This window comes from Microcoleus sp. PH2017_24_DOB_U_A (genome assembly GCF_020738205.1).
In the GTDB taxonomy this organism is placed as follows: Bacteria; Cyanobacteriota; Cyanobacteriia; order Cyanobacteriales; family Microcoleaceae; genus Microcoleus.
In genome coordinates this window covers 14009-39274 of the sequence record NZ_JAEQCT010000075.1, presented here as the reverse complement: position 1 = coordinate 39274, position 25266 = coordinate 14009, and the positions used below count along the sequence as shown (strand labels likewise).

Sequence of the window (25266 nt, the reverse complement as noted above, 5' to 3'; positions counted from 1 at the left end):
CATCTGCGGTTACAAAATACCCCTAAGAATCAGCTCGCAACTTATCCAAAACTGTCCGATCTTCCAAGGTCGAAGTATCCCCAGAAACCTCTTCTCCAGCGGCCAAAGAACGCAACAAACGCCGCATAATCTTTCCGCTGCGAGTTTTCGGCAAAGCATCGGTAAATCGAATTTCGCCGGGACGGGCGATCGCGCGTAAATCAACCAAGGCGATCAATCGGGGTAAAGCGAGTTATCTTCAACTTTTAAATTCCTAATCTGTTCGCGAATCACATCGGTTTTTGTTCTACCGCTGTTCGCGCAATAAGCTTCTAGCCGAAGCATTTCTACTTCAGGGAGTCGGATGGTTAGAACTTTAACGTTTTTACTCATACTGCAATTATACTGAAAAATGCAGTACAATAATAGCAGAGAAATGCGCCTTGGCACAATGTTACCGCACCATGCCAAGACGACTTCCCCGAAGTTGAACGTCCAACAAAGGAGCAATTTAATTATGATTCAAGATCCAGAAAAAGAACCAGAACGTTGGGATGAGCCGATTTTAGCGGATAACCCCAACCAAGCGAAACAGGAGTGCCAAAAACGAGCCGATCGCTACCGGGTTGAATTAGAATCTGTAACTCAACCCCGAAAAGTCGAAAATCGCCCTCAAGTGTACCGTTGCAACTACAAGGAGAAAGAATAATGGCTGTTTTGGAGTGTGTAAAACCTGGTGCTAAACTCGGTCAAATTATTCTGGCCGTCGATTTAACTGTTGCTGGTGCAGTCGATCGCATTTTAGCAAAAATTCAAGACTTAGGATATGACCCAGAAATCCGTCATGTCAACTATCCGTCTGGAGTTCACGTCTTAGCAATTCTCAAAGACGAACAGCATTCAGAAGCAGTCGATGATGACTACTTGCTAGAAGATTGGCTGCAAGTAAGGTCGGAAATTAACAGCGATGCCGTTCATTTGTGGCGAGGTAAATAAGCGAATTAACAATTAAACCGCAGATGAACACAAATGTAATTATATCAGTCTTCATCTGCGGTTACAAAATACCCCTAGGAATCAGCCCGCAACTTATCCAACACCGTCCGATCTTCCAAAGTAGAAGTATCCCCTGTCACCTCCAAACCAGCAGCTAAAGAACGCAGCAAACGCCGCATAATCTTTCCGCTGCGAGTTTTCGGCAAAGCATCGGTAAATCGAATTTCGCCGGGACGGGCGATCGCCCCAATTTCCTTCACAACGTGCTGCTTCAATTCCTTAATCAATTCATCACTAGGCTGCTGAGTATTTTGCAACGTCACAAACGCCACAATTTCCTCACCCTTAATCTCATCCGGTTTCCCCACAACCGCAGCTTCCGCCACCGCTGGATGAGACACCAAAGCCGATTCAACTTCCATCGTACCGAGTCGGTGTCCGGCGACATTAATCACGTCGTCAACGCGGCCCATTACCCAGAAATAACCGTCTTTATCTTTGTGCGCGCCGTCCCCCGCAAAGTACACGAATTGGCCATCTTTTGGGTGCAAATATTCCCAATAAGTGCGGCGGAAGCGATCGGGATCGTTGTAAAGTGTACGCATCATTCCCGGCCAAGGATGTTTGACTACTAAATAACCGCCGCTTTGATTAGTTACTGGTTCGCCATCTTGGTCAACGATATCGGCAACAATTCCGGGGAACGGAAGGGTTGCAGAACCGGGTTTTGTGGGGATTGCACCGGGCAAAGCGGTAATCATAATTCCCCCGGTTTCTGTTTGCCACCAAGTATCGACTATCGGACAATTCGAGTTGCCAATTACGCGCTGATACCACATCCAAGCTTCAGGATTGATCGGTTCGCCGACGGTTCCTAACAATCGTAAAGATGATAAATCTCTGGCATTCGGCAACTCTTCGCCCATCTTCATAAAGGTGCGAATTGCTGTTGGTGCGGTGTAGAAAACAGTGACGCCGTATTTTTCGATTACATCCCAAAAACAACCGGGATTCGATGCGCGCGGAGCACCTTCGTACATGACAGTTGTTGCACCGTTGGAAAGGGGGCCGTAGACTATGTAACTGTGCCCTGTAATCCAACCTACGTCGGCGGTGCACCAGTAGATATCGGTGTCTTGGAGGTCGAATATCCACTTGGTTGTCATGTGGGTGTAAAGGTTGTAGCCGCCTGTGGTGTGGACGACTCCTTTCGGTTTGCCGGTACTTCCTGAAGTGTAGAGAATGAATAGCATATCTTCGCTATCCATCGGTTCGGCGGGACAATCTGCGGAGGCGTTTTTTTGCAATTCGTGCCACCAGCGATCGCGCCCTGGTTCCATTTGCACTTCTTGTTTGGTACGCTGGACGACGAGAACGTTGGTAACACTGGGTGCAGCGTTGTTGGCGAGGGCTTTGTCTACTTGTACTTTGAGGCCGACTGCTGCGTCTTTGCGGAAGCCTCCGTCTGCGGTGATGACGAGTTTTGCTTGGCCGTCGTTGAGGCGATCGCGCAAAGCTTCTGCACTAAATCCGCCAAAGACGACGCTGTGTACTGCACCGATTCTGGCACAGGCTAACATGGCGATCGCAGCTTCGGGAATCATGGGCATATAAATGCCGACGCGATCGCCCTTTTGGACACCCAATTCTTTGATGACGTTGGCCATTTGGCAGACTTCGCGGTGGAGTTGGGCGTAAGTCAGGGTGCGGGAGTCGCCCGGTTCGCCTTCCCAAATCAGGGCGGCTTTGTTTTTGCGCCAGGTAGTTAAATGGCGATCGAGACAATTGTAAGAAATGTTAATTTTGCCATTGACAAACCATTTAGCAAAGGGCGGCTGCCAGTCGAGCACGGTATCCCAGTTTTGAAACCAGTCTAATTCTTGGGTAGCGAGTTCGGCCCAGAATGCTTGGGGGTCGGCTTTGGCTTTTTCGTAGAGGGCGCGGTATTCTTCTAGGCTTTTGATGTGAGCTTTTTCGGAGAATTCAGCAGGCGGCTGAAATAGGCGTTTTTCTTGGAGTATTGATTCGATGGTATCTTGTGACATCGCTGTTAGTTTTAATTTCGGTTAGTCTTTGTAACTATTGTTTGCATAAGTTGGGGCAAAAGTATGTTTATTTTCCTTAAGACTTTGAATACTTGTGTAAATGTTGGCGCTTATTACCAATTACCAATTACCAATTACCAATCGCCAAATTTTCATCAAACAGATACTGAATTGGCATCAGCCTTTCTCCTTGCATCTCTTTCTGCTTTAAATTTGCGGAGTTTTTCTGTCACTGGAGAAGGGTTGCAACGTTGTTCTTCTTGCATTCTCTCGCCCCATTCCAACCATTCGGTTATGTACTTACCGACTGCTTCTTTGTTGTGCAGGTAGTACAAAATTGTCGCATAAACTTGTTCGAGGGTGAGGGATGTATAAATATTAGCAATTTCTTCGGGAGTTCGAGCGCGAAACAGGTATTCGTAAAGAATAGTTTCGATGCCGATTCGAGAACCTTTGAGCCGAATATCATCTGGTCTTAGGAAGTTGAAGTAGTCTTCTAGTTGCATAACTTGGTGGCTAGGATAACGGTTGATAATATTATATCAGTTGAACAGAAAATGTTTTAGTTGTTTTTTGACGTTAATAAAAATAAATAAAACAGGCTTCACTCCTCTGGGAATGCCCTTATAATATAGTTGAATGGAAGAGTCGATCGCACAAAAGCAATGACCCAAAATTTAGAAGCAAGCCAACTTTCGCTAAATGACGTTCGTCGCCTTCTCAAGCTGGAAAGACAAACAGAAGGCTCTTTTACTGATTTTTTCTCTCTGGAACCTCTGACAGATTTTGAACAGCAGGAATTATTGCAAATCAGCAATGACTTTTGGCGTTATCTAGAAGTGGGGAAGGTTTCCGAAGAATTGGTTAAGTTTTTATCACTTTCGCCGTTGATGAGATTGACGGGATTTTTTAAAGTTCCTGTTGTACTGACAATGGAGGATAGCATCCCCATTGAAGTTGAGGATGGGGATACTTTAATTAAAGGGCGGTTGGATATTTTAGCCGTAAATCAGCCGGATGCAGAGCTCGCGGCGACACAGTTTTGGATTTTAGTGGTGGAGGCGAAAAATAGTGCGATCGCGCCTTTGGCCGGTTTGCCACAATTGCTAACGTATACTTATAAAAGTTTGCAGCAGCAATCGTCAGTTTGGGGATTGACTACGAATGGGGAAAGTTATCGGTTTGTGCGGGTGACGCGGGGGAATCCTTGCACTTATCAGATTTTACCAGAATTGAATTTGATTGATAGGGAGCGATCGCTCTTGTTAGCGCAAGTGTTGAAAGCGATTTGCAAGTTGCAGAATGTGCAGTTGCAGTTGGCGTAAGATGATACAATTGGTTGCTTATCAGTTATCCTGTAGATAAGTGACAGTTTGATGAATTACCAAGTTGAGTTTAAGCCGAAAGCAGTCAAAGATTTAGCATCTTTGCCAGCAGAGGTACAACACCGAGTTTTGACCAAGATTGAGTTAATGCAAAATAACCTAGCAGGAGATGTGAAACGCTTAACTAATTATACGCCCGAATATCGGTTGCGGGTAGGAGATTACCGAGTTTTGTTTGAAATTGAGGGAGATGTTTTGGTAATCTACCGCGTCAAACACAGAAAAGATGCTTATTCTTAAACAATTAGAGGAAATACCCATGATTCAGTTACATCCTGAGTTTATTACTAGAAATGGCAAAAAGGAATTTGCGGTGATACCTTACGAAGAATTTGAAGCATTGCAAGAATTAATTGCTGATATAGAAGATTTGATGGATTTGAGGGCGGCGAAGGAAGAAGAGGCAAATCAGCCTTCTGTGCCGCTAGCAGAGGTGAAGAGACTGTTAGGATTAGAGACATAAATTTGCGATCGATATTGTTGTCTTATACGGTTGTACGATCGCCCTTTCTAAGAGCGATCGCACAAAACATCATTTTGACGGTGGAATTGTGCGATCGATCGCAGGAATTGGCGGTTGTTGGGGATTGGGAGTGGTGATGTAGGTTGTGGCTAAGGGAATTAGGGCGATCGCGATCGGTACTACAACTTCCTGGATCAACCACTTGATGTTTGAATTGTCAGATTTTTTCACTGGATTTACCTTTTTAGCTAATTTGGTCTGGTTTTGTGGAAGCCGTTTTAAAATCTTCATTTAATTCATTCCCTTCTCTACAATTTCAAATGTACGCTAACTTCCTGAGTATTATTTATTTGCAAAATAACTCCGACAAAATTATCACTTGCCTGGTAATTACCCAGTTTGTTCACAATTGAGGTGAAGGATTTGTGAAAAAACTTTCACAAATTAGCTGAGTTTGTCAATTTGTGAAATGAAACTGACTATCCGGGCTGAAGCTAAAAACTGTGGTAAATTAGTAAGACTGGTAGGTAAAGTGCTAAGGCAGGTATGCGGATGATGGAACAAAAAGACTTTGAGGAAAAGTACGAAAAGCTCAACTACAATCAGCGTCAGGTACTCAAGCTATTTTTGCAGGATAATTCAGATGAAGCGATCGCTGAATTGCTACACGTCACAGAATCAGATGTCAGACATCATATTTCAAAGATATGTCAGTTATTTAATTTTAAAAATAAACCGGGCGAACGTTTCCCACAGCGTCATAAATTAATTCCGCTATTTGCCAAGTATAAACCTGAATTAGTTAGCAATAAATTAAAAGAAACTTGTGGAATTTCCCCTGACAATTTAGAAGAAGTTAAATTTTACTATGTAGAACGCGATTGTGAGCGTAAATGTTATGATAAAATTTTAGAAGATGGAGCGCTGATTCGCATTAAAGCTCCTCAAAAAATGGGCAAGACTTTACTCGTGGATAGAATTCTCGATCGCGCATCGGAAGCAGGTTATAAAACTGCACTCCTCAGTTTTGAGGACTCTGATAGTGAGGTTTTGGGAGATTACCGGAAATTATTGCAGTGGTTATGTGTTACTCTGGCTGATTTACTGGATTTGGAGGATAAATTAGTCGAACATTGGAATGACACTTTAGGTGGCATTAATCCAAACGTGACTAAATATTTAGAACGGTATTTATTCAAAGATTTCGATCAACCTTTGGTACTGGTATTAGAGAAAGTAGACCTGGTTTTTGAGCAAGCTACTTTTAATGTTGATTTCTGTCGTTTACTGCGTGCGTGGCATGATACAGCTAAAAGAAACGATCGCCGTAGTGCAATTTGGAAAAAAATCCGATTAATTGTCGTTCATGCTACAGAAGTTTACAGTTCTCTGGATATCAACTCATCGCCTTTGGCGGGTGTTGGGTTTACACCACCTTTGCCAGATTTTACCGTGGACGAAGTGAAGCAGTTAGCACGGCAGTACCGACATAATTGGCTGAGTGAGGCCGATATTCAACAACTTATGGTAATGTTTGGCGGCTATCCTTATTTGGTGCAAACTGCTTTTGCTTACCTGCAAACATCTGAATCTTGTTTGACTAAGCTTTTGGAAATTTCACCTACTGCACAAAGTCCATTTATCAATCACTTACGAGAACTTTTGGGCAAGCTAGAAGAATGTCCAGAACTCATAGAAGTTTACCGAGAACTTGTAAAAAAAAATCAACCGATGATCCTGAAAACTCATCAAACATTTAAGTTAGAAAGTATGGGATTGCTGCGAGTCAAAAATAATGATTGTTTTCCCCGCTGCGATTTGTACCGTCAATATTTCTCCCAATGTCTATGACTTATCAATATATAGCTGAATCAACTCTCCCAGCAGATACCCCAACCTATGTCACCCGAGAAGCTGACAGTCAGCTTTATCAATCGTTGCTAGAAGGTAAACTTTGTTATGTTTTCAATTCTCGCAAAATCGGTAAGTCTAGCTTAGCTCTTCAAACGATCGAGCGACTGGGAAAAAAAGGCGTTCGATCGGTTTTTATTGACCTGTCTAGTGACGAGACGAAGTTAGAGCATCCCGAACAGTGGTATGCTAATATACTTGACACTTTGGCTTATGAATTAAAGCTTGAAGTTGATTTAAAAAGCTGGTTACAGGAACGAAATTGGCTGTCTCCCTTGCGACGGTTTCGGGAGTTTATTGAATTGGTGATGCTGTCGCAGGTTTCTGAAAAAATAGTCATTTTTTTTGATGAAATCGATAGCGTTCTCAGTTTAAATTTTTCGGCAGACGATCTATTTGCTTTTATCAGAAGCTGCTATAATCGTCGTACCCAAAATGCAGAATATAATCGCATTACCTTTTGTCTGTTGGGCGTGGCAACACCTTCAGATTTGATTCAAGATAAAAAACGCACGCCGTTTAATATCGGTCAAGCCATTGAATTAAAAGGTTTCACTAAGGAACAAGCTGCACCTTTGGCTAAAGGTTTAGAAGGAAAAGTAAATGACCCCATTCAGGTTTTAAATGAGATTTTAGACTGGACGGGCGGACAGCCTTTTTTGACTCAAAAACTCTGTAAAATTGTCCTAGAAAAAGCAGAAACTTGCAATCCTGACATTGCCGAACTGGTACAATCTTACATTATTAATAATTGGGAAGCGAACGACAATCCCGAACATATCGGCACAATTCGCGATCGCATTCTCAGCAATCAACAGCGTACCAGCCAACTCCTCGGCATCTACCAACAAATTATTACCCCCCCTAACCCCCCCTTGCTAAGGGGGGGGACAGATAGCACTGATTCTCCCTTACTAAGCAGGGCGAAAGATAGCACTAATTCTCCCTTAGCAGAGGACAAAAAAAACAATCTTACTCCCCCCCTTACCAAGGGGGGGCTGGGGGGGGTCGCCCCTTTAGCAGAGGAGAAAAAAACCAATCTTACTCCCCCCCTTACCAAGGGGGGGCTGGGGGGGGTCGCCGCGGATAACAGTCCCGACCAAATGGAATTACAACTCTCAGGATTGGTTGTCAAACGCAACGGATATCTACAAGTTTATAACCCCATATACGCCGCAATTTTTAACCTCGATTGGGTACAGCAAGAATTAGCAAAACTCCGCCCCTACCAGGAAAACTTCGCTGCTTGGATCGCCTCAAATCGTCAAGATACTTCTCGACTGCTGCACGGTCAAGCGTTGGATGATGCGTTGCAGTGGAAAAAAGGAAAACGGTTGAGCGACGAGGATAATGATTTTTTAGATGACAGTCGAGATGATGAACGGCAAAAGTTGAGGACATCTAATAAATTATTGAAAGAAGTTCGCAGACAAGGCATGGAAGTTTTTAAAGTTGAAGAAGCTGGACGCAATGCCTTAAAGCTTTTTCATTCGGGGGGAAAGCAAATACAAGCCTTGCGGATAGCTATAAAAGCTGGAAAAGATTTAAAGAAATGGATACCGGATAATCCCCCACCTTCCGAATATCCGACAATTACTCCTCTATCAGCTTTGCAGATAATTATTGCTAAGATCCGCGAACGGCGCCAGTTTGTCGGACATAATGGCAAGGTAAATAGTGTCAGTTTTAACCCGACTGGAAATGCGATCGCCACTGCCTCAGATGACAAAACCGCAAAATTGTGGAACTTGCAGGTTAACTGCTTGGTAACATTCACTGGACATAATAACAGGGTAATAAGTGTCAGTTTTAGCCCAACAGGAGATTCGATAGCTACTGCCTCATTTGACGGCACTGCCAAATTGTGGGACTTGCAGGGCAACTGCTTGGTAACATTCACCGGACATAATTACTTGTTAAATAGTGTCAGTTTTAGCCCCAAAGGAGATGCGATCGCTACTGCTTCATCTGACCGCACGGCCAAATTGTGGGACTTGCACGGCAACTGCTTGGTAACATTTGTCGGACATAATGACTCGGTAACAAGTGTCAGTTTTAGCCCCAAAGGAGATGCGATCGCTACTGCCTCATCTGACGGCACGGCCAAATTGTGGGACTTGCACGGCAACTGCTTGGTAACTGCCGGACATAATGACTTGGTATGGAGTGTCAGTTTTAGCCCGAATGGAGATGCGATCGCCACTGCCTCAGATGACAAAACCGCAAAATTGTGGGACTTACAGGGCAACTGCTTGGTAATATTCACTGGACATAATGATTCGGTAGGTGGTGTCAGTTTTAGCCCCAAAGGAGATGCGATCGCCACTGCCTCAGATGACAAAACCGCCAAATTGTGGGACTTGCAGAGCAACTGCTTAGTAACATTCACCGCACATAATGACTCGGTAACAAGTGTCAGTTTTAGCCCCACAGGAGATGCGATCGCCACTGCCTCAGATGACAAAACCGCAAAATTGTGGGACTTGCAGGGCAACTGCTTGGTAACATTCACCGCACATAATCACAGGGTCAAAAGTGTCAGTTTTAGCCCCACAAGAGATGTGATCGCCACTGCCTCAAGAGACAAAACAGCCAAATTGTGGGACTTGCAGGGCAACTGCTTGGTAACATTCACCGGACATAATCACTGGGTAAATAGTGTTAGTTTTAGCCCGATAGGAGATGCGATCGCCACTGCCTCAACTAACGGCACCGCCAAATTGTGGGACTTGCAGGGCAACTGCTTGGTAACATTCACCGGACATAATCACTGGGTAACAAGTGTCAGTTTTAGCCCGACAGGAGATGTGATTGCTACTGCTTCAGTTGACAAAACCGCTAAATTGTGGGGCTTACACGGCAACTGCTTGGTAACATTCACCAGACATAATGACTCGGTAAATAGTGTTAGTTTTAGCCCCACAGGAGATGTGATCGCTACTGCCTCATCTGACAAAACCGCCAAATTGTGGGACTTGCAAGGCAACTGCTTGGTCACTGTTACTGGACATGAGGATTTGGTAAATAGTATCTGTTTTAGCCCGAATGGAGATGCGATCGCTACCGCCTCACATGATAAAACTGCTAAATTGTGGGACTTGGAGGGCAACTGCTTGGTAACATTCACCGGACATCAAAACTCGGTAAATAGTGTCAGTTTTAGCCCGACAGGAGATACGATCGCCACTGCATCACAAGACGGCACTGCCAAATTGTGGGACTTACAAGGTAATTTACTGGCCGATTTTAGCGGATATAAAGGCAATTTGCTCAAAGGTGAGGCAGATTTTGTGGAGTTGAAAAGTCCGATTTATAGTATTTGTTTTAGTCGGGATGGGAAGTTTTTAATAACTGGTTCGCAGGATGGAAAGATGCGGTTTTGGCCGGTGGAAAGTTTGGATGAGTTGTTGGCGAGCGGGAGGGAATGGCTGGGTGAGAAAATTTAACCGCTAATGCACGCGGATGGTTTTGATTCTTATTTTTCACTTATTAAAACTGTTGTTAAGTTTATACGACTTACGCATAAAAACCCAAGAAACCGGGTTTTTATGGGTTTCTGCGACTGTAATGCGTCTTCTCTGCAAAAACCCGGTTTCTGACCATCCGTGCGTAAGTCCTATCTTGTTTCTTTTGAATTTGCCGATCGCACATAGCCACATTTACAGACATATTCAAGTCAAGATTTGTTAAAAAATTACAATTAGCAGTGACATCAGGCAAACTCCTATCTTACCATAAGAAACGGCTCAACCCTGCAACAAAAGGTAAGAAAATGTCTGAACTTAGACAAAATCTAATTACCAGAGATTGGGTAATCATCGCCACCGATCGCGCAAAAAGACCTGACCAATTCGCCAACACCAAAAAAATACCCGCATTCCTACCCCCACACCGCCCAGATTGCCCGTTTTGCGTGGGTAACGAAGAAGACGGAACCTTAGAAACATTCCGTTTGGCCGATCGCACCAACTGGAAAGTCCGCGCAATTGGCAACAAATATCCCGCCCTGTCGCCGACAGCAGAACGGATCAGGATATCATCGGGAATTCACCGCATGATGTCGGGAATCGGCTTTCACGAAGTAATTGTCGAACACCCGCGACACGATTTGACGACTGCTTTGTTGACCGTTGAAGAAGTAACGGACATACTTTTAGTATACCGTCACCGCTATTTAGAAATTAGAAAATATCCCCACGTTGAAACAATTGTGATCTTCAAAAATCACGGGGAAAGTGCCGGAACTTCTCTCGAACACCCTCACTCGCAGATAGCAGCGACGCCCGTTGTCCCCAGCCAATTTCGCAGCCGCATTGATGCAGCAGTTCGCTATTTTGATGATACGGGAGAATGTCTGTTTTGCAGGACTTTGGAAGATGAATTGGCGGCAGGTGAAAGAGTAATTTTTGAGAGCAAATATTTCGTGGCTTTTATTCCTTACGCTGCACTTTCACCGTTTCATATCTGGATTTTTCCGCGCCGACATTCGTCTTCCTTTGATGATATTACTGATGCGGAAATTACGGATCTGGCTGATACTTTGAAAACTGTACTCGCTCAGCTTTATTACGGATTGAACAATCCCGATTACAACTATAGTATTCGTTCCGTGCCGACGGCGGAACAGGCAACAAAATACTTCCACTGGTATATCGCCATTATTCCCAGAGTGACCAAGCAGGCTGGGTTTGAGCTTGGTAGCGGAATGTTTATCAATACTGCTTTACCCGAAGAAAGTGCTGAGTTTTTGCGATCGATCGCAATTCCTATCAACCCTAATTTTCGACCAACCTAAAGTATAAAAAGTTACAATTTATCAAGGAATGTCCGAAGCGAAGACGGGAGACAATTTAATGATTTTCAATCATCGGTTGAAATAGACAATTTAAATCTGCAACAGCTTAATTGACACTCAAAATTTATCAACCTACAAATATTTATTAATATTACCGAACTCACAACAAACTTTCGACATACTGCCAACAGTCATCGCTAAAATTAGCTTTCAATATATCTCTAATTTTAGCATCGAGCGACAATCTCGCCTCGCCAGACTCAGCACTCTCGGCGATTTCGCAACTCTCATCAGATAAATTTTCTTGGAGGTGGGCGAGAGTATTGGCAAAATTAGCCAGAAAATAATGTTCATCCACCCACGCTGTCGGATCTGGGATGGCTGGACTTCCAAAAGCCCGATCGACTAAATCTTGTTTTGCAGAATCGTCAGTCTGGTTTTTCATGGAACCCATTTAGATAGAATTTGCAACCTATCCTAATCTTAAGCTAAATTTTGAACGCTGGTGCGATCGCGATCGACGAACCGCAGTGATAAAAATGTGTAATTTGTGCGATCGCGATCGAGGTTGTTTTGGCGATCGGCTGTTATCATACCACATCACGGCTAGCGATCGATAATTTGCACATTGGGCAAAATCGATTTAGGCACCATTGCGTGAACTCCTTTGCGGGGATTATTGACAGCCTGAGTAATCCGAAAATTGGCGGCGAGGGAACAGAAAACATAGGCATCTTCTTCTTGAAAACCTGCATATTTTTGTAGCCAATTAACAGTCTGTTTTACCGCCATATCAAATGCATCATCTAATGTTTGACCAAAACCCATAACTACAATATGAGTAGGAGTTTCCGCAAACGGAAATATATAAAATAAATCCTTACGCAAGATGATTTGAATAGTCCCATTCATCGAAGTTTCAATCGCCGTACCGTTAACTTCGCCATCTCCCTGTGCCGAATGTCCGTCGCCGATTGACAGCAAACCCCCGCGCACCGCAATAGGTAAAAATAACCGCGTTCCTGCTTGCAATTCCTGATTGTCCATATTGCCGCCGTAGCGTTGTGGAGGAATAGAAGAACGGTTGATTTCAAAATCTGCAACACCGATAATTCCGAAGAATGGATGCAGGGGAATCTTAACGCCGCTATTTGCCGGAAATTCCGCAATCTTTTGTTCTAAATCTAGGGGAATAAACCGCAATTTAGGGTCAGGAAAATATTCAGGTAAAACTCCCCAACCAGCGCGAATTGCATTGAATCCTACTGGTAAACTTGGGTAAACTTCCTCGATGTGAATTTCTAAAACGTCTCCGGGTTCAGCCCCATTAACATAAATCGGGCCTGTTAGCAAGTGCGGGCCCGGGCCGACTTTGCGGTTGTCAGGTAAATTCTGACAGATATCTAAAAATTCCGGCGTCAAAAATTCCGGCGGGGCCTTGTCAGCAACATAATATCCTGAATAGGTTTCGATATCGATGCGATCGCCCGAATCGACAGTTAAAGCAGGTTCTAGCTTGGGAGAGAAACCGCCTAAGTGTACGGTTTTGCAGTTAGCTTTGAGAAGGTGGTGAGTCATTCGATTTTAGATTTTAGATTTTAGATTTTAGATTTTGGATTGGGGGATTGTTCGATTTTAGATTTTAGATTTTGGATTTTGGATTGGAGAATTGGAGGATTGTTCGATTTTAGATTTTGGATTGGAGAATTGGGAGATTGGGGGGATTGAGGGATTGTTCAATTTTAGATTTTAGATTTTGGATTTTGGATTGAGGGATTGTTCGATTTTGGATTTTAGATTTTGGATTGGGGGATTGGGGGATTTTGTAATTGTTAATGAATTGGTGAATACCTCATCTTTGGGAGAACCGCTATATTTGAGATTAATAGTTGAGGTTTGTGGGGTGCATCTCATGTTTGGCAAATATATGTGTAGGGGCGAAGCATGACCGCATTCAATATGAGATTATAACTAATAACTTATCTGCGGTCATGCTTCGCCCTCCTCAAAAGTCAGATCCACCCGGTTTGTGATATCTGAGATATTCTCAGAATTTCTTAACTTTTTGATAACTTTCGTAGTCTAAAATTCAAAGCGGGGGCGGGTTTATATATATTGGGGTTGGGAGTTATATTTTACTGTTGAACTTTCCCCTACAGACTACTGACAATAACTTATGTTAACACCATTGCCCGATAAATTAGAAATACCCCAAGGTTCTTCTCGCAACCTGTGGTTTTTTGCTGTTTTGATTTTGATTGTCCTATTCCTAGGTTTGATTATGCAATCTTTCCTCAACAAACCAAAACTTTTAACCGATCCGTTTCTGCAACTTCCAACAACTAACTCGGTGCGAGTTGTTTGGTTTACCGAATTTTCCGGGACTCGGAACATTGTTGCTTACGGCGAAAACTTGAGTAAAATTGCGACTGCAAATACTACCAAGCTAAGCCGGGTTCGGGAAGACAAAGACTCGCACATCTCCGATGAAATGAAACAGGGCATAATTGATAACAATCCAATTGTCCGCCACATCTGGCGCCACGAAGCAGAAATTACTAATTTAATGCCCGGTGTTCGCATTCCCTATCTAGTGACTAGCGAAACGAAAGATGGTGAATCTGTTAGCAGCAAAGTTTTCAGCCTTTCTCCGACACCAGCAGCGGGAATTGGGCTAAAAATCCTGTTCACTTCCGATCATCAATTGATGCCGATGACAGCGGCTAATCTCCAGAAAGTAGCAGAAACAATTGATAAAGTTGATGCAGTTTTCATGGCTGGTGATTTAATTAATATAGCCGATCGCGCTTCCGAATGGTTCGACGACGACCGAGGCCGCGCTTTTTTCCCGGGTTTGCAAGGCCGCGCCTTCTCCGAAATCGACCAAAAGGGCGTCAAAACCGTGTACAGCGGTGGCGAACTGATCCAACACGCGCCTATATTTCCGACGATTGGGAACCATGAGATTATGGGTAGGTTTTCAACTAGCAGCAGTCTCAACGACCAGTTTAATGACCCTTTTCCCCGCGCTGCTGTGGAAAAAATATATCCATACCTCACTCAAAAATATGGGATGAAAGACCAAGATGTTTTGTTAAAAAACAATAGTTTTAATAGTGATACTTACAACGAAATTTTCAGTTTACCAAGTGAGAAAAATTATTATGCTGTGACGTTTGGGGACGTGCGGTTAGTGACTTTGTATGTTACGAATATCTGGCGGACTCCCAATTTAGATCCGGGGGCGAGAGGCAGGTATCGGGAACGGGACGAAGATTTTGATCGTCCTGAAAAATGGGGATACGGACAGCATATTTTTGAGCCAATTGCCAAAGGTAGCGCTCAATATTCTTGGTTGGAACAAGAGTTATATAGTGCGGAATTTCAGCAAGCTAAATATAAAATTGTGATGTTTCACCATCCACCGCATTCTCTGGGTGACAATATTGTACCTGCTTATACTGACCCAGTGCAAATAGTCGATCGCACTTTGGACGGCGAGATTAAGATGGTGCGTTACGAATATCCGAAACAGCAAGATTATCTGATTCGGGATGTGATGCCGCTGCTAGAAACGGCGGGCGTGCAGTTAGTTTTGTACGGACATTCGCATTTGTGGAATCGGTTTGTGAGTTCCAGCGGAATGCACTTTTTAGAGACTTCCAATGTGGGTAACAGTTACGGGGCGTTTGCGGGGAGAAAGCGCCGATTTGTGCCGCCTGGATATGGGGAGGATTACAGCGCGATTGGAGATCCGAACGGATTGGAACCTGTGATGCCAACAGTTGCACCTTTGTTGGGGAAAGATGGGCTGGCATTGCCGTATATTGATAGTAATGATATTACGGCTTTTAGTGTATTTGACACGGGGAATGCTACGGTTAGTAGCTATTATTTTGATACGCGGAAACCAGACTCGGAAGTGGTGAAGTTTGATGAGTTTAAATTGAAAAAATCGTGATTTAGTGCAGTCAGGTTTGTAGTGAGGACTTCAGTCCTCAGTATTCGTAGGGTGCGTCGCTATCCCTCATCCCCAAATAAATATGAAAAATATGACAGCGACGCACCAATAGACAATAGTTTAATACGCTGTGGAAGTTCCCAGATTGATGAGTTGGGAAGAAAACTCTCTCGCTCTCGGTCAAGAGTCAACTTCAGTCTTTTGACTTCTGCTATACTTAGGTAATACATAGTCTATCCAAATTAAACTCACGAGTAGAGTACAGTCATGCCCAAACAAAAACTCTTGGAAAAACCAGAAGAAGTAATCTTTGATAAAGAAGATGAATATTTAGATGATGAGCTGGAATCTAATGAAAAGCCACAATCGATATTAAAAGAAATTTCAGAAATCATTGTAGGTAGCACTGATTGGACAACAACCAGCATCCTCGATCTAATTATGCGGGAAAACATTCAACTCAATCCAAGATTTCAAAGACGAGATGCTTGGGATATAACTCGCAAAAGTAGGTTTATCGAATCAATTTTTCTAGGATTTCCCATTCCAGAAATAGTTTTAGCTTCTCCTGAAAAGAGGCGCGGAAATTTTATAGTTCTTGATGGCAAGCAACGCTTGCTTGCCATCCTGCAATTTTATGGAATGAGCGAAACTCCTAATGATAGTTTTGCTTTGGCAAACTTAGAATTTAGACCCGATCTCAATGGTTATACCTATAAGGATATAAAAAACGATGTTGTGTTGAGTCCCGTACTTAATGTACTCGACACTCAAACTATTCGGACTACATTGATTAGAAACTGGCGTACAGAAAGTTTACTATACAAAGTTTTTTTACGCCTGAATTTAGAGAATACTCCGCTATCTCCCCAAGAATTGAGGCAAGCATTGCATCCCGGAGATTTTGTCAATTTTTTAGACGACGCATCAATTAAAAATCAGGCTTTAAGAACAATACTTAAATCAAAAAATCCCGATCCTCGGATGCGCGATGTCGAATTGTTGCTGCGGTATGTAGCCTTATATTATTTTTTATCCGATTATCGCGGGAATCTTAAAAAATTCCTGGACATGACCTGCGAAAAACTCAACAATGATTGGGACGAACGAAAAATCGAGATCGAAGATACAGTTAGCGAATTTGAGAACGCGGTGCAAATAACCATTGCAATATTTGGAGAAGAAAATATATTTCGCGTATGGTCTAACACTTCTAATACTTACCGCAAAAAAATGAATCGAGCTATTTTAGATGTAATGGTTTTTTATTTTTCATATCCCGAGATAGGACAAGCTGCTAAGAATAATAAGGAGCGAGTAGAAAATGCTTTTAAAGAGTTATGTTCGTCCCCTAATAGCGAATTCAGAGACGCTGTTGAGAAAAGAACAACTAGCATTCGCGAAACTCATACTCGTCTCTCACTGTGGGGCAAAACTTTGCGAAAGGTTTTAAATTTAGAGTTTTATGTCCCCGAACTCGCAGATAACCGCATTATCTTTAACGGGTTGTGGTAAGTTCTTAAGCAGTATGCCAAAATCCGTCAGATTTCGTACTCTAACTAAGGAGTTGAATAGGTTAAAAAAACAATTCATTCCTAAGATTAAGCCCGGACATTTTTATTCCCCCAGACAGTTAGCCTTAACTCTTGCCTACAGAGTTTTAGCTCATGCCGAAATTGAAGCTTATCTAGAGGATAGAGTTTGGGAAGCAGCCCTTAATGCTAAAAACAATTGGGACAGTCAGGGTAAGACTTGCTGTACTTTGATATGTTTGCTTGCCTTTTCCGGTCAAATGATGGAATTACCACCAGATACACTAAGTCCAACAAAGCCAGCTAAAAAAATACCGGATGAGAAAATAAAAATCAACAAAAAGATAGATTTAGCTATTAATAGTTTTAAGCGAATCATTGACCAGAATCATGGAATAAAAGAAGCTAATATTCTGTCGTTGCTTTTGCCAATAGGAATCAATTCCGAGAATCTAAATATTTTTTGGCTGGCTACTATGAATACCTTTGGGGAAGACAGAGGTGTTGCAGTCCATACTTCAGCTACATCCCCAACAACTATTAGAGTTCTCAATCCCATAAATGAATTCCAGAGGGTAGAGCAAATTATTCAAGAACTTTTGAAGGTGGATGAGTTGATTAATGATTTAATGAGATAAATGAATAAATTTCCAGTAATTGTTAAGGGTTTTATCTTGGCGATGGGCTTCTAGCCGGAACGGGCAAGATGCCCGTTCCACAATAGTTGAATTTTTGAGTGCAACAGGCATCTTGTTTGTGCTCAAACAGCTTATTCAGAATTGTCAAAAATATCAGATTAAACCTTCTCTTTTGCAGGCGGAACTAAACCAGTTTTATTCAAACCAGCATCAATATCCCTCAGCAATTTAAAATCATCTTCGGGTAAAGAATTAACAACCGAGTGTTTTTCCAGAAATGAGAATGCTTGGCGAAATTCGCGGGGCTTGCAGTCGATCGCGGGATCGAAGTGACAAGGTACAATCCGATCAAAGTCCCAACTCGCGACTTTATCCACCCAATCGAGAGTTTCCCTCGGCGCGCGGTTGAGAATCAGAGTCTGCAACACCGGCGCCACCAACAACCGCCCTCCTCCCCGCAAAGCCTCGAACGATCGCACCCAATCAGTTTGCCACTTAAACGGATACAATCCAAAATAAGCTTTTCTCGATCGCTCTGGCGCTTTCAGGGCGCTGGCTAACACCCCCGACCACGGCGGCACCTCCAACACGCTAGGGCGAAAATACATCGCAAATAAGGCGATTCTCTGCCACCCTTTGCATCGATTTTCTTGGGTGTCTGCCACCACATCCAAAGCGGTGTCTTTGGCGTGAAATAGCAGCGGGTACGAGTCGAGTTGGAGAATCGCGGGCGGGTTTTCGGGAATCGAAACCACAGAATCTGTTAACATTAGCGTGCGCGATTCCCTGTGAAATAACGCAACTTCCGCAAAAAAGCCTAAACCGAGGTTCAGCGGGCCCAGGATTGCCCAATCAAATTCATCTGCAAGGGGCGTGTTGCTGCTATCCAAAGGCAGTACAGAGGTGCGTTTACCGGGCAAACCCAGCCAACTCAGCGGCAAATTTAGCGGAAAACTCCATTGCTTGGGAGTGACAAACACCTGCGCTTCGGGAAAACACCTCGCAAAGGGGCCGACAAATACCTTATGTTCGATGCCCGAAACCGTTGTCAGCAGGATATACTTAACCTCGCCATGTTCTGCGACTAACTCGTTTAGCAAGCGGATGCACTCAGGAGTCGGCGCGACGGGGGCGTAGACGAGAAGGCCTTCGGATTCGAGTTTGATGACTGTCATCCGAATCGGCACAATGACGTAGAAAATGCCTTGTAGTTGGTCAAAAGTCCAGATTTTGTCCTTGACTATTTCCTTGCGGATTGTCCGTCGCCTGCTGTAGGGATACATTGGAACAATTGGCCAAAAGGGCCATGAATAGTCTCGATTGTCAATCTGTGCTGATGTTGGTGTGCTTTCCCCGTCTGTCACTGGTGCGACTCCTTGCCGATTTTTTGTACGTGCGTGCGATCGAACTTTTGTTATTTTATTTCAATCTTGTTGCACGGATGCGAGGAGTTGAAAAGCGGTTATGGGCGATTAAGATCCCGATAGCTGCGCCGCGCCTGCTTTTGGAATACTCAAACAGGACTTACGGATGACTAGAAGCCCGGTTTCTCAGAAAATTTGCGTTTATTAAGCTGTTCTGCATTTAAATTGCATCTCAAAAAAATCAGACAATGAGTGGGGTGGGCGTCCCGCCCGCCCTGAATATACAATTTAAATGTGCGACAGCTTACGATAAATATACCAAGAAACGGTTTCACCAGGGCTGAGTGCGGGACTATTAAACCAACTGTTCAGGATCGATACCTAATTCCCGCAACCGCGCCGCTAGCCTTTCCTCTCGCTGTTGAGATTCTATAAGTTGCTGTTGATATTCTATCAGTTGCCGTTCCGCAGCAGTTGCCCTTTCACCCGGACTCAAAATCAACCCTCCTTCGGCCGTAAACCACCGCAACCACAAACGATTCATACTCTTATAAGTGCCTTGCCACCACCCTAAACTCAACTGCAACTCAGGAATAAATAACCGCCCATCCATTAATTCTGCCGGTTCATAATGACCACCTACAAGATGAAAAGCTTGCAATTCATCCGTGTAGCGACTGAACACAAAATAGTAAGGAATCCGCAAAATTTGTTCGTAAACTTGCCACTTAGTCGGCGGTTCCCCAGCTTGCTGAACAGTCCGGCCCAAATCTTCATCCTCAGTTCCCGGCGATAGCAATTCCACCACCACAAACGGATTTACCCGTTCTTGCCAAACTACATAACTCAAACGCATATCGCGCCCTTGATAAAGCCTGGGCACACCCACCGCAGCAAACCAATCCGGGCGTTTATGCCAGCGCGGCTGTGTTGCATCGTAATACAAATTTAGGTCGCTGGCTGTAAATACTTGCTCCGCATCCCATCCAGGTGGCAAAAACGTGAATTCCAAGAGTTGCGGCTGATCTAAATGAAATGTATCAGGCAAACCGGGCTCCTTTGGGTCTTCGCTAGGTAAATCATACATTGTTGGCAAACTCTGCCGGGGGTCTAGAGGCGGTTCAGCTTGAGCAGGCGGGTAAGTCGGGAATGTCATAATGAATTCTGAGGTTGCTTATCCTGATATGATTATAGCCTTGTGAGAATGTCTTGGATTGCCAAAGAATTCCCCTTAACTCTCAATCTCAAATCTCAAATCAAAACTCCTAAATCGATATGACTCAAAACTACCGCATCACTCTTTTACCAGGAGACGGCATCGGCCCTGAAATTATCGCTGTAGCGGTAGATGTCCTGAAACTTGTCGGCAAACAATTGGACATCGGCTTTGAATTTCAAGAAGCATTAATGGGCGGCGCTGCTATTGACGCCACAGGCAATCCGCTACCGGAAGAAACTTTGGAAAAGTGCCGCAACAGCGATGCGATATTATTAGCAGCTATCGGCGGTTACAAGTGGGACAATTTGCCCCGCGAACAGCGTCCGGAAACTGGATTGTTAGGACTGCGCGCCGGATTGGGATTGTTTGCAAATTTGCGTCCTGCAACTATTTTACCGCAGTTGGTTGATGCTTCTTCTTTAAAAAAAGAAGTTGTCGAAGGTGTGGATATTATGGTGATCCGCGAACTCACTGGCGGCATTTATTTCGGCAAGCCAAAAGGCATTTTTGAGACGGAAACCGGGGAAAAACGCGGTGTGAATACGATGGCTTACACCGAGTCGGAAATTGACCGCATCGGGCGCGTGGCTTTTGAGACGGCCCGGAAGCGCGGAAAAAGGCTGTGTTCGGTTGATAAGGCGAATGTTTTGGATGTTTCGCAACTGTGGCGCGATCGTATAATTGCCCTTTCTTCAGAATACCCCGATGTGGAACTTTCTCACCTTTATGTTGACAACGCAGCCATGCAGTTAATTCGCTGGCCGAAACAGTTCGATACAATTGTCACGGGTAACTTATTCGGCGACATTCTTTCGGATGCGGCGGCGATGCTAACTGGTAGTATTGGAATGTTGCCTTCTGCGAGTTTGGGTGCAAGCGGCCCGGGAGTTTTTGAACCAGTACACGGTTCCGCGCCGGATATCGCCGGACAAGATAAAGCTAATCCCATCGCCCAAGTTTTAAGCGCTGCAATGATGTTGCGCTACGCCTTAAGTCAGCCCGAAGCTGCTGATAAAATTGAGCAAGCGGTTGTGGCAGTTTTGGATCGAGGTTATCGCACTGGTGATATCATGTCGGAAGGTATGAAACTGGTCGGTTGTCGGGCGATGGGCGAGGCTTTAATTGAAGTTTTGCAAGGTTAATCGAGAATTTCATAAACCTGCCCCCGCCCAACAAACAATACAAAACATTGTAGGGGCGGGTTCACCCAAATTCAACGGCAAAAATCGAGAATTTCATAAACCCGCCCCCGCCCAACAAACAACAAATTCAACGGCAAAAATCGAGAATTTCATAAACCCGCCCCCGCCCAACAAACAATACAAATGTACCCAAATGTGTCCTAAAAACATGATAAAAAATCCCCGACTTCTAGGGGGCGAATTCGCCAAAATTTAACGGCAAAAATCGAGAATTCCATAAACCCTTCCCACCCAACAAACAATACAAATGTACCCAATTTTTTAAGATTAAATGTTGCTTTAAATAACGGCGAAGGAGGGCGGGTTTATGAGATTGTTTATGGGTTTCATAGATGTCGGCGAACCCGCCCCTACAACAATTGTGACTTAGCCTTCGGCTGTCAACATATTAAATTGTTCGGTATCAATGCGATTTGCTTGATACAAAATCTCAGCTATTTCAGAAAGTGCTAGCACAGAATGTGCGCGATAACCGTTAGCCTTCAATTTATCTTTCACTCCCTGTTCGTGGTCAATCAAAACCACAATATCTTCCACATTCAACCCCGCAGATTTTAACTTCCCCGCACCTTCCATCACGCTTTTACCGCTAATCAAAATATCATCGACTACGACAATCGTTTCTCCAGGCTGAAAATGCCCCTCAATTAACTTACCCGCACCGTAGGTTTTCACTTCCTTGCGCGGGAAAATCATCGGGCGTTCCATTCGCAATGCTAAACCCGTTGCTGTAGGTAAAGAACCGTAGGGAATGCCCGCAATGCGATCGAATTTTAAGTCTTTGAGAATGTCTGCGTAGGCGCTGACAATTTGATGGAAAATTTGTGGAGTTGAAATGATTTTTCGCAAGTCAATGTAATATGGAAATACAGCGCCCGATGCTTGTACGTGGTCGCCAAAAACTACGCAGCCAATGTCATAAAGTTGCAAGATTAAATCGCGGTTGGGTTCCGGTTGCAAAAAGCAAACATCCGGTAGCCACAATTCGCAAGTCGGACTTCCTTCGATCGCGCGCAGCCTCTCTTTGTTAATATTATCCCGTAATTTCTCAATTTCTCGGCGTGGCTCTTTCCCCGCCAACAAACTTGGGGGGACTGGCAGCAATAAACCCTCACCATTCTTGCTTAAACCGGCCGCCAGCAGTTGCGCGAGGTCGTTTTCTTCTGTCAAGTGATTTTCTCCGGCGATGTCTCCTTCAACTAAAATCAGCCGTTCGGGAGCAGCTTGGCGGATTCGCGCCAACATATCCGGCATTACTCCTACTGCTAAACCCAGTTGTTCGGGAGTTCCCCAAGTTTGAGAGACTCGGACTAATTGCAAGTAGAAAGGGTTTTCTGCTGTCGGATATTCTTGCAATTCGGCGGCCGACGGGTTGGCCGTGGCACAGAGGACAAAGACTGTTTTTCCGGGATATAATAAAAATGGCGCTACTTCATCGAATCCCGCGTAAGGACTTAAGGTAATAGCGTCAAATTGCCAGTCTTGAAATACGGTTTTGGCAAACACCGTGCTGGTGTTTAAATCGCTGTGTTTGGCATCTAAAATTACTGGTATGTGTTCGGGAATAATTGTTAATATTTGTTGCAGCAGTTGCCAGCCTGGAATGCCGAGAGATTGATAAAAACCGAGGGTGATTTTGCAGGCGCAGATTAAATCGGCTGTTTGGTCGATCGCACTTTTGAGCCTTTTCAACAAATCAGTTACAAAACTTTGAGTTTCATCGACAGTCATCGAAACCAGTGCTGGCAAGGTTTCCGGGTCGGGATCGAGGGCTAAATACAGCAGACTTTGATTGATTTCAACAGCCGCTAACAGTTTATCAAAAAAATTGGTGCGATCGCTCATAGTTGGTTTGTTTGGTAACGAAAAATTACAAATTAACATCAGAAAGTGGGATTGGTGTTGTGCCGGAATAAACCGCTCCCCGTTGAAGTTTAAATTAAGAATCTTTTATAATTGTAGAAGGTAAAGACTATGAAATCTGTAACTTTAGGAGCGATTTCATTTGGACTGATATTCGGGCTGGCTACAGCGGTGATTGCAGGGAACCCCCAGCAAATCAACCAGTTGCTGCAAACTAACCAATGTCCGGGATGCGATTTGAGAAGCATTCCCCTTCAGCAAGCGAGTTTAGCAAATGCCGATTTGCAAGGGGCAGATTTGAGAGGATCGAATCTCAGGGAGGCTAATTTATCCGGGGCAAATTTGAGTGGGGCTTCACTCAGCGGGGCTTCTTTGCGGCAAGCTAATTTAGCAGGTGCTGATTTGACTGATGCTAATTTGACCGGAGCCGATTTGACGGGGGCCAATTTGGAAAATGCTAAGCTGAAAGGGGCTACTTGGGTTGACGGTAGTATTAAATAAGCTGTTGTATCGCCTTTCTGGTGTAACATGAGCTGCTAATAGGGCATAGGGCATAGGGCATAGGGCATAGGGCATACCTCATTTATTTGAGAAAGGCTGTACACTTAAATTGAACTTTTGGGCAGCGTCGAAGGCTACCACACAAGAGTTAAAAGAAAATAAGTGTACAATAAATAAAACCCCAAGCTAAAGCAATGTCGGCTTTAGAATGTGGACAGTAATTCAACAGTTGACAGTTGACAGTTGACCTGGGACAGTTGATAGTTGGAAAGCGACTTCTACCTAAAACGAAGAGGATTGGAGTAATGAATAGTTTGAGTTTAATTTCTCCCTCAAAGGGTTCCGGCTTTCAACCAATTCTTGCTGGTAAATCGATCTAATTAAACGTGAAATACGGATAGCTAAAAAGCTGGCTGTGTATCTCTTTTCCCTCCTTCTTACTTCTTACTTCTCCCTTCTCCCTTCTTCCTTCTTCCTTCTTCCTTCTTCTTTCTCCCTTCTACTTAATGATAAATTCGATCAACTTTTCGACTTGGGACGAGTTGCTAAAATGCTACGTTGACGATTTCGGCCGCGTCAATTACCGACGCTGGAAAGCTGAAGGGGCGGAGGTTTTGAGCAATTGGCTGGGAACTTTGGCAGATGTAGATTTAGCTGCTATGACGGATGCGGATGCGCGGTTGGCGCTGTGGTTGAATGCGTACAATGCGATCGCAATTTCCCAAGTAATCGAAGTATACCCGATCGCGTCCATCCGTCCCAAAATTTTAGGAATCCCCAACTGGCTGGGTTTTCTGGAATTCTTCACCCGTTCAAATTCAATTATTGACAGCAAAAAGTACAGCCTCAATCAAATCGAACACGCTATTTTGCGCCCAGAATTTGCCGAAGCGCGCATTCATTTTGCCTTAGTTTGCGCTTCCGTCGGATGTCCGTTGTTGCGCCGCGGCGCTTACTTCCCCGAGTCTGTGCGAACTCAACTGGAGACGGATGCGAATAGTTTTATCAAGAATCCCGATAAAGTGCGGTACGATGCTGGGAAAAAGACGCTTTATTTGAGCAAGATTTTTGAGTGGTACGGCGAGGATTTTGTCAAGAATGCGGGTTCGGTAGCTGCCTATGTGGGCGGTTATTTGGGCCCGGAGGTGGCTGTAAGCGATGAATGGGCGATCGTTTTTTTACCCTATGATTGGAATTTAAATCAAGTTTAGAACCACCGCAGATGTAAAGCAGATGAACACGGATGAACGCAGATAATTTCAAGAGATTTTGCCTTATCTCTCGCTCTAGCAATACCTTTGAAAATCACTATAAACCAATCATATACTGGAATTGCCAAAATCGCCAACTATCTTAAAAACATCCGCGTTTATCCGTGTTTATCTGCCTTCAATCTGCGGTTAGTCTATCAG

General features: G+C 44.0%; 25 protein-coding genes. 15 read left to right on the top strand and 10 right to left on the bottom strand.

Going from position 1 to position 25266, the window contains the following annotated elements; genetic code table 11:
* Positions 1 to 22 precede the first annotated feature (22 nt).
* Positions 23 to 208 (bottom strand): hypothetical protein, encoded by a 186-nt coding sequence (locus tag JGK07_RS21440; protein ID WP_293183985.1) that lies wholly within the window; start codon positions 206 to 208, stop codon positions 23 to 25.
* A gap of 5 nt (positions 209 to 213) precedes the next feature.
* Positions 214 to 372 carry a hypothetical protein gene (locus tag JGK07_RS21435; RefSeq protein ID WP_293183987.1) on the bottom strand — a complete coding sequence of 53 codons (159 nt, stop codon included), beginning with the start codon at positions 370 to 372 and terminating at the stop codon, positions 214 to 216.
* A gap of 19 nt (positions 373 to 391) precedes the next feature.
* Between JGK07_RS21435 and JGK07_RS21430 the strand changes: the two genes are divergently transcribed.
* Both JGK07_RS21430 and JGK07_RS21425 read left to right on the top strand, forming a co-directional pair.
* The gene (locus JGK07_RS21430) at positions 392 to 688 is read left to right on the top strand and encodes a hypothetical protein (RefSeq protein WP_293183989.1); all 297 of its coding nucleotides are present in this window, start codon (positions 392 to 394) and stop codon (positions 686 to 688) included.
* On the top strand, positions 688 to 975 hold the full coding sequence (locus tag JGK07_RS21425) for a hypothetical protein (protein WP_293183990.1): 288 nt from the start codon (positions 688 to 690) through the stop codon (positions 973 to 975). Before JGK07_RS21430 ends, JGK07_RS21425 begins: the two co-directional genes overlap by 1 nt.
* 74 nt (positions 976 to 1049) lie before the next feature.
* On the opposite strand, the gene acs is transcribed toward JGK07_RS21425, so the two are convergent.
* Entirely contained in the window at positions 1050 to 3020 is a 1971-nt protein-coding gene (acs, locus tag JGK07_RS21420) for an acetate--CoA ligase (protein WP_293212576.1), read from the bottom strand.
* Between the two features lie 155 nt (positions 3021 to 3175).
* Positions 3176 to 3526 carry a DUF433 domain-containing protein gene (locus tag JGK07_RS21415; protein WP_293183995.1) on the bottom strand — a complete coding sequence of 117 codons (351 nt, stop codon included), beginning with the start codon at positions 3524 to 3526 and terminating at the stop codon, positions 3176 to 3178.
* Between the two features lie 159 nt (positions 3527 to 3685).
* Between JGK07_RS21415 and JGK07_RS21410 the strand changes: the two genes are divergently transcribed.
* From JGK07_RS21410 to JGK07_RS21400, 3 genes are read left to right on the top strand one after another with little or no spacing between them, the layout of a single operon-like run.
* Complete coding sequence (locus JGK07_RS21410; RefSeq protein WP_293225479.1) at positions 3686 to 4345, top strand: restriction endonuclease subunit R; 660 nt, start codon at positions 3686 to 3688, stop codon at positions 4343 to 4345.
* Positions 4346 to 4396: 51 nt separating this feature from the next.
* On the top strand, positions 4397 to 4645 hold the full coding sequence (locus JGK07_RS21405; protein ID WP_293225477.1) for a type II toxin-antitoxin system RelE/ParE family toxin: 249 nt from the start codon (positions 4397 to 4399) through the stop codon (positions 4643 to 4645).
* Positions 4632 to 4868: a type II toxin-antitoxin system prevent-host-death family antitoxin gene (locus JGK07_RS21400; RefSeq protein WP_293291033.1), complete on the top strand. Its 237-nt coding sequence runs from the start codon at positions 4632 to 4634 to the stop codon at positions 4866 to 4868. Before JGK07_RS21405 ends, JGK07_RS21400 begins: the two co-directional genes overlap by 14 nt.
* 69 nt (positions 4869 to 4937) lie before the next feature.
* Here the strand turns inward: JGK07_RS21400 and JGK07_RS21395 are convergent, their stop codons facing one another.
* Entirely contained in the window at positions 4938 to 5159 is a 222-nt protein-coding gene (locus JGK07_RS21395; protein ID WP_293225473.1) for a hypothetical protein, read from the bottom strand.
* Between the two features lie 261 nt (positions 5160 to 5420).
* Here JGK07_RS21395 and JGK07_RS21390 point away from each other — a divergent pair, with 261 nt between their 5' ends.
* From JGK07_RS21390 to galT, 3 genes are all read left to right on the top strand, one after another.
* Complete coding sequence (locus JGK07_RS21390) at positions 5421 to 6719, top strand: AAA-like domain-containing protein (RefSeq protein ID WP_293225471.1); 1299 nt, start codon at positions 5421 to 5423, stop codon at positions 6717 to 6719.
* Complete coding sequence (locus JGK07_RS21385) at positions 6716 to 10225, top strand: AAA-like domain-containing protein (protein ID WP_293225469.1); 3510 nt, start codon at positions 6716 to 6718, stop codon at positions 10223 to 10225. Before JGK07_RS21390 ends, JGK07_RS21385 begins: the two co-directional genes overlap by 4 nt.
* Before the next feature lie 326 nt (positions 10226 to 10551).
* Positions 10552 to 11574, top strand: coding sequence for a galactose-1-phosphate uridylyltransferase (galT, locus tag JGK07_RS21380; protein WP_293225467.1), 1023 nt, complete (start codon positions 10552 to 10554; stop codon positions 11572 to 11574).
* Positions 11575 to 11734: 160 nt separating this feature from the next.
* Here galT and JGK07_RS21375 read toward each other — a convergent pair whose 3' ends face one another.
* Positions 11735 to 12019: a hypothetical protein gene (locus JGK07_RS21375; protein WP_293184022.1), complete on the bottom strand. Its 285-nt coding sequence runs from the start codon at positions 12017 to 12019 to the stop codon at positions 11735 to 11737.
* A 161-nt stretch (positions 12020 to 12180) separates the two neighbouring features.
* Positions 12181 to 13152 (bottom strand): acetamidase/formamidase family protein, encoded by a 972-nt coding sequence (locus tag JGK07_RS21370; protein WP_293225465.1) that lies wholly within the window; start codon positions 13150 to 13152, stop codon positions 12181 to 12183.
* A 598-nt stretch (positions 13153 to 13750) separates the two neighbouring features.
* On the opposite strand from JGK07_RS21370, the gene JGK07_RS21365 reads away from it, so the two are divergent.
* The 3 genes from JGK07_RS21365 to JGK07_RS21355 all read left to right on the top strand — a co-directional run bounded on the left by JGK07_RS21365 (position 13751) and on the right by JGK07_RS21355 (position 17705).
* A complete protein-coding gene (locus JGK07_RS21365) occupies positions 13751 to 15535 on the top strand; it encodes a metallophosphoesterase family protein (RefSeq protein ID WP_293225463.1) in 1785 nt (594 codons plus the stop codon).
* A gap of 267 nt (positions 15536 to 15802) precedes the next feature.
* The gene (locus JGK07_RS21360) at positions 15803 to 17050 is read left to right on the top strand and encodes a DUF262 domain-containing protein (RefSeq protein ID WP_293184029.1); all 1248 of its coding nucleotides are present in this window, start codon (positions 15803 to 15805) and stop codon (positions 17048 to 17050) included.
* Between the two features lie 13 nt (positions 17051 to 17063).
* Positions 17064 to 17705: a HEPN domain-containing protein gene (locus JGK07_RS21355; RefSeq protein ID WP_293192516.1), complete on the top strand. Its 642-nt coding sequence runs from the start codon at positions 17064 to 17066 to the stop codon at positions 17703 to 17705.
* Positions 17706 to 17863: 158 nt separating this feature from the next.
* Here JGK07_RS21355 and JGK07_RS21350 read toward each other — a convergent pair whose 3' ends face one another.
* Positions 17864 to 18988, bottom strand: a complete 1125-nt coding sequence (locus tag JGK07_RS21350) for a DUF4336 domain-containing protein (RefSeq protein WP_325315522.1) — start codon at positions 18986 to 18988, stop codon at positions 17864 to 17866.
* A 23-nt stretch (positions 18989 to 19011) separates the two neighbouring features.
* On the opposite strand from JGK07_RS21350, the gene JGK07_RS21345 reads away from it, so the two are divergent.
* Positions 19012 to 19239: a hypothetical protein gene (locus JGK07_RS21345; protein WP_293184072.1), complete on the top strand. Its 228-nt coding sequence runs from the start codon at positions 19012 to 19014 to the stop codon at positions 19237 to 19239.
* Between the two features lie 185 nt (positions 19240 to 19424).
* Here JGK07_RS21345 and JGK07_RS21340 read toward each other — a convergent pair whose 3' ends face one another.
* Positions 19425 to 20225: a Uma2 family endonuclease gene (locus tag JGK07_RS21340; RefSeq protein ID WP_293184036.1), complete on the bottom strand. Its 801-nt coding sequence runs from the start codon at positions 20223 to 20225 to the stop codon at positions 19425 to 19427.
* Positions 20226 to 20344: 119 nt separating this feature from the next.
* On the opposite strand from JGK07_RS21340, the gene leuB reads away from it, so the two are divergent.
* Complete coding sequence (gene leuB, locus JGK07_RS21335; RefSeq protein WP_293184039.1) at positions 20345 to 21430, top strand: 3-isopropylmalate dehydrogenase; 1086 nt, start codon at positions 20345 to 20347, stop codon at positions 21428 to 21430.
* A gap of 426 nt (positions 21431 to 21856) precedes the next feature.
* Here the strand turns inward: leuB and JGK07_RS21330 are convergent, their stop codons facing one another.
* Positions 21857 to 23335: a bifunctional orotidine-5'-phosphate decarboxylase/orotate phosphoribosyltransferase gene (locus JGK07_RS21330; protein ID WP_293219474.1), complete on the bottom strand. Its 1479-nt coding sequence runs from the start codon at positions 23333 to 23335 to the stop codon at positions 21857 to 21859.
* A 129-nt stretch (positions 23336 to 23464) separates the two neighbouring features.
* Here JGK07_RS21330 and JGK07_RS21325 point away from each other — a divergent pair, with 129 nt between their 5' ends.
* On the top strand, positions 23465 to 23854 hold the full coding sequence (locus JGK07_RS21325) for a pentapeptide repeat-containing protein (RefSeq protein WP_293219476.1): 390 nt from the start codon (positions 23465 to 23467) through the stop codon (positions 23852 to 23854).
* A gap of 506 nt (positions 23855 to 24360) precedes the next feature.
* Positions 24361 to 25065: a DUF547 domain-containing protein gene (locus tag JGK07_RS21320; protein WP_293242852.1), complete on the top strand. Its 705-nt coding sequence runs from the start codon at positions 24361 to 24363 to the stop codon at positions 25063 to 25065.
* The last annotated feature ends 201 nt before the right edge of the window (positions 25066 to 25266 follow it).